This window comes from Pseudomonadota bacterium, assembly GCA_026388255.1.
GTDB lineage: Bacteria > Desulfobacterota > Syntrophorhabdia > Syntrophorhabdales > Syntrophorhabdaceae > JAPLKB01.
Genome location: JAPLKC010000137.1, coordinates 1 through 2,776 on the forward strand (window position 1 = coordinate 1; position 2,776 = coordinate 2,776).

Below are 2,776 nucleotides of genomic sequence, written 5' to 3' on the forward strand. Positions count from 1 at the left end.
CGTTAGTGAATAGTGAACAGTTAAAGACATTTTATCAAGCTCACTGTCATTACTCTTTGCTCCTTTCACATTCTGCCTTCAGCCTGCCTCTTTTCCTTTCACCATTCACTGCCTTCATTGCGGATTGCTGCCTGAATCTCATCGGAAAGTTTTAAAAGTGAAATCGTGCGAAGCAGCGTCCGTGTTGACTTTCCGCAGATTTCAGCAATTGCCGACAATGTGTCGGCAATTTCCTTGGGTAGGTCTTCGGGCCTCCTATCATAACTCACAAACTCACTCATCACCCCATCCACATCATAGTTTTTATCAGGGAGTTTCGCCTGAATATATGCCAATATCCCTTTCGCCTGATCCATGGGATTTAAGTCTTCTCTCTGAAGATTCTCCGTCAGTTGAAGGGCTATGGTGTCGCCTGATTCCTTGCCTGCTTCAATAATTCTTACTGGTACGGATTCAAGCCCTAACTGTCTGGCTGCAACAAGACGCCTCTCTCCGCAGATGAGTAGATATGTCCCGTCATCCTGTGTGGTTACAAGAAGAGGTTCTAAAATGCCCTTATCTTTGATCGACTGCATGAGTGATTTAAATGAATCTGTTTCAATATTAATATTCGATCTAACCTGTTCCAACACTATAATCTTGTCTGCGGAGATATACAGAAACTCTGGATTTACAGTTGTCTTCTTTGTTACCATAATTTTACCCCCCTTATTATTTCAGTGAATAGTCGTAACCTATTAACTGCCATCATCGCCATTTCACTGTCTACTATCCACTATTCACTGCCTTTAATCCCCCTTGATGTCGCTATTTATTGTAGATATTTAGAAACAATGTGTCAAGACATTTCCGAGCTTTCTGCGGGGAATACCGGCGACCTTGTATCCTTTGTGTCGAACATTTCAGATCGGGATGTATTTTATGAAAAATTATTAGATTCACCTACCAATCGAGCATAAGGACTTTTGACTTTGATCGTAGGTTACGGGAACAAATGTTGGTTTCATGAACAGCACAATCTGTGCAAAAAACAAGACCTTACCCCCAAGTCTCCCCGGGTAGAAAAACCGTGGAAACTACAATGGCGCACTTAAGGATTGAAATAAAATAATGATTGTTATAATCTCTTTTTATGAAAGAAACAAAAAAACAAGACCCGATAGTCATATTGAAAATACTACCCCTTATTTTTGTTCTGCTTATGTTTGGTTGTTCTGCCAAAGGGCCAGTCCTTTATCCGAATACATACCTGAAGTCAGTAGGAGAAGAAAAAGCCTTACGTGACATTAATGAATGCAAGAACAATGCTGATGCGTATATTACATCAAGCGCCGGCAAAGAAGCATTAAAAAGCACGGCAGGAGGCAGTGCCGCCGGGGCATTAATTGGCGGGGCCGCAGGAGCAGTTACCGGCGATATAGCAGGAAGTGCCGGGATAGGAGCGGTTACCGGCGCAGCATCCGGACTTTTGTATGGTTTAGCCAAGGGCTCGGAGCCAAGCCCGGTATATAAAAGTTTTGTAGAGAAATGTCTGCGGGAAAAGGGCTATGAGGTAATTGGCTGGCAATAGTTTGTGCAGAATTGATAAGTATGATCGGAGCTAAAAAAAACCGTATAAAGTTAATAAACAAAAAAGGAGGAACGTATGACAAAGAAAGCTACTGCTGAGTTCATCGGTACCTTCTGGCTGGTCCTGGGAGGGTGTGGAAGCGCTGTTCTGGCCGCTGCTTTTCCAAATGTTGGAATTGGCCTACTCGGTGTATCATTTGCTTTCGGTCTTACTGTTTTAACCATGGCCTTTGCTATTGGACATATATCAGGGTGCCACTTGAATCCGGCGGTATCTGTGGGGCTCTGGGCCGGCGGTCGTTTCCCGGCAAACCAACTCCTGCCTTACATAATCGCGCAGGTTTTGGGTGCGGTTGTCGCAGGTGGTGTCCTATACGTTATTGCCAGTGGAAAAGCGGGTTTCGATGTTTCCGCTGGTTTTGCCTCTAATGGCTATGGTGTCCATTCGCCTGGCGGGTATTCTTTACTGGCAGCCCTGGTCACCGAAATCGTTATGACTATGATGTTTTTGCTTATTATTCTTGGCTCAACCGATAAACGTGCACCGCAAGGCCTTGCACCGATCGCAATCGGCTTGGGTCTTACGCTGATTCACTTGATCAGCATTCCCGTTACCAACACTTCGGTCAACCCGGCTCGCAGCACCGGTGTAGCTTTGTTTGTCGGGGATTGGGCTCTTGCTCAGTTATGGCTATTCTGGGTGGCACCAATCATTGGCGCTCTCATTGGTGCGGCGATCTATCGATTTATTGGCAAATCAGAAAACTGATATTTGTATAACCAGGCAAGTCTTAAAAGAATGCTCGAAGTTGCGAGTCACATGCGGTTTCATTGCGAGCGAAGTCGAGCAACAAAGCTTCTTCGGTCATGATACTATGTGATTCAGGTAATTTTTTCACAGGTTCTACCCTCTGGGTGCTATCTATGAATCCAAATTGGTATAAGGTTAAAACCGGAGCGCCCTTTTTTCTGATTTGAACCGCGGGTGTATTATCATTTCAACGATGCTTTTTGACTTTAATTCATCCGGTTTTTGCGTAATTTCTGATTTGACAAAGGATCATAACTTAACGGCCTGTTGCCCGAATCCCCTTTGATCCCAACCCCGTATTTGTTCTTAACATGTCTTCATTATGAAGATTTGTGCCTTCCGGATTTTCACCTGTTTCATAAAAAAGGTGCAGGGGACGAAGATACATCTTGCAAA

General features: G+C 44.2%; 3 protein-coding genes. 2 read left to right on the forward strand and 1 reads right to left on the reverse strand.

Going from position 1 to position 2,776, the window contains the following annotated elements; translation table 11 throughout:
- Window positions 1-98: 98 nt before the first annotated feature.
- Window positions 99-695 (reverse strand): ParB/RepB/Spo0J family partition protein, encoded by a 597-nt coding sequence (locus tag NT178_18780; protein MCX5814564.1) that lies wholly within the window; start codon window positions 693-695, stop codon window positions 99-101.
- 437 nt (window positions 696-1,132) lie between these two features.
- On the opposite strand from NT178_18780, the gene NT178_18785 reads away from it, so the two are divergent.
- Both NT178_18785 and aqpZ read left to right on the forward strand, forming a co-directional pair.
- On the forward strand, window positions 1,133-1,570 hold the full coding sequence (locus NT178_18785) for a cell envelope biogenesis protein OmpA (GenBank protein MCX5814565.1): 438 nt from the start codon (window positions 1,133-1,135) through the stop codon (window positions 1,568-1,570).
- A 75-nt stretch (window positions 1,571-1,645) separates the two neighbouring features.
- Complete coding sequence (gene aqpZ / locus NT178_18790) at window positions 1,646-2,338, forward strand: aquaporin Z (GenBank protein MCX5814566.1); 693 nt, start codon at window positions 1,646-1,648, stop codon at window positions 2,336-2,338.
- The last annotated feature ends 438 nt before the right edge of the window (window positions 2,339-2,776 follow it).

Bases quoted from the DNA above. Each gene is read 5' to 3' on its own strand.
- NT178_18780 (MCX5814564.1), bottom strand. From the start codon at position 695: ATGGTAACAAAGAAGACAACTGTAAATCCAGAGTTTCTGTATATCTCC.
- NT178_18785 (MCX5814565.1), top strand. From the start codon at position 1,133: ATGAAAGAAACAAAAAAACAAGACCCGATAGTCATATTGAAAATACTA.
- aqpZ (MCX5814566.1), top strand. From the start codon at position 1,646: ATGACAAAGAAAGCTACTGCTGAGTTCATCGGTACCTTCTGGCTGGTC.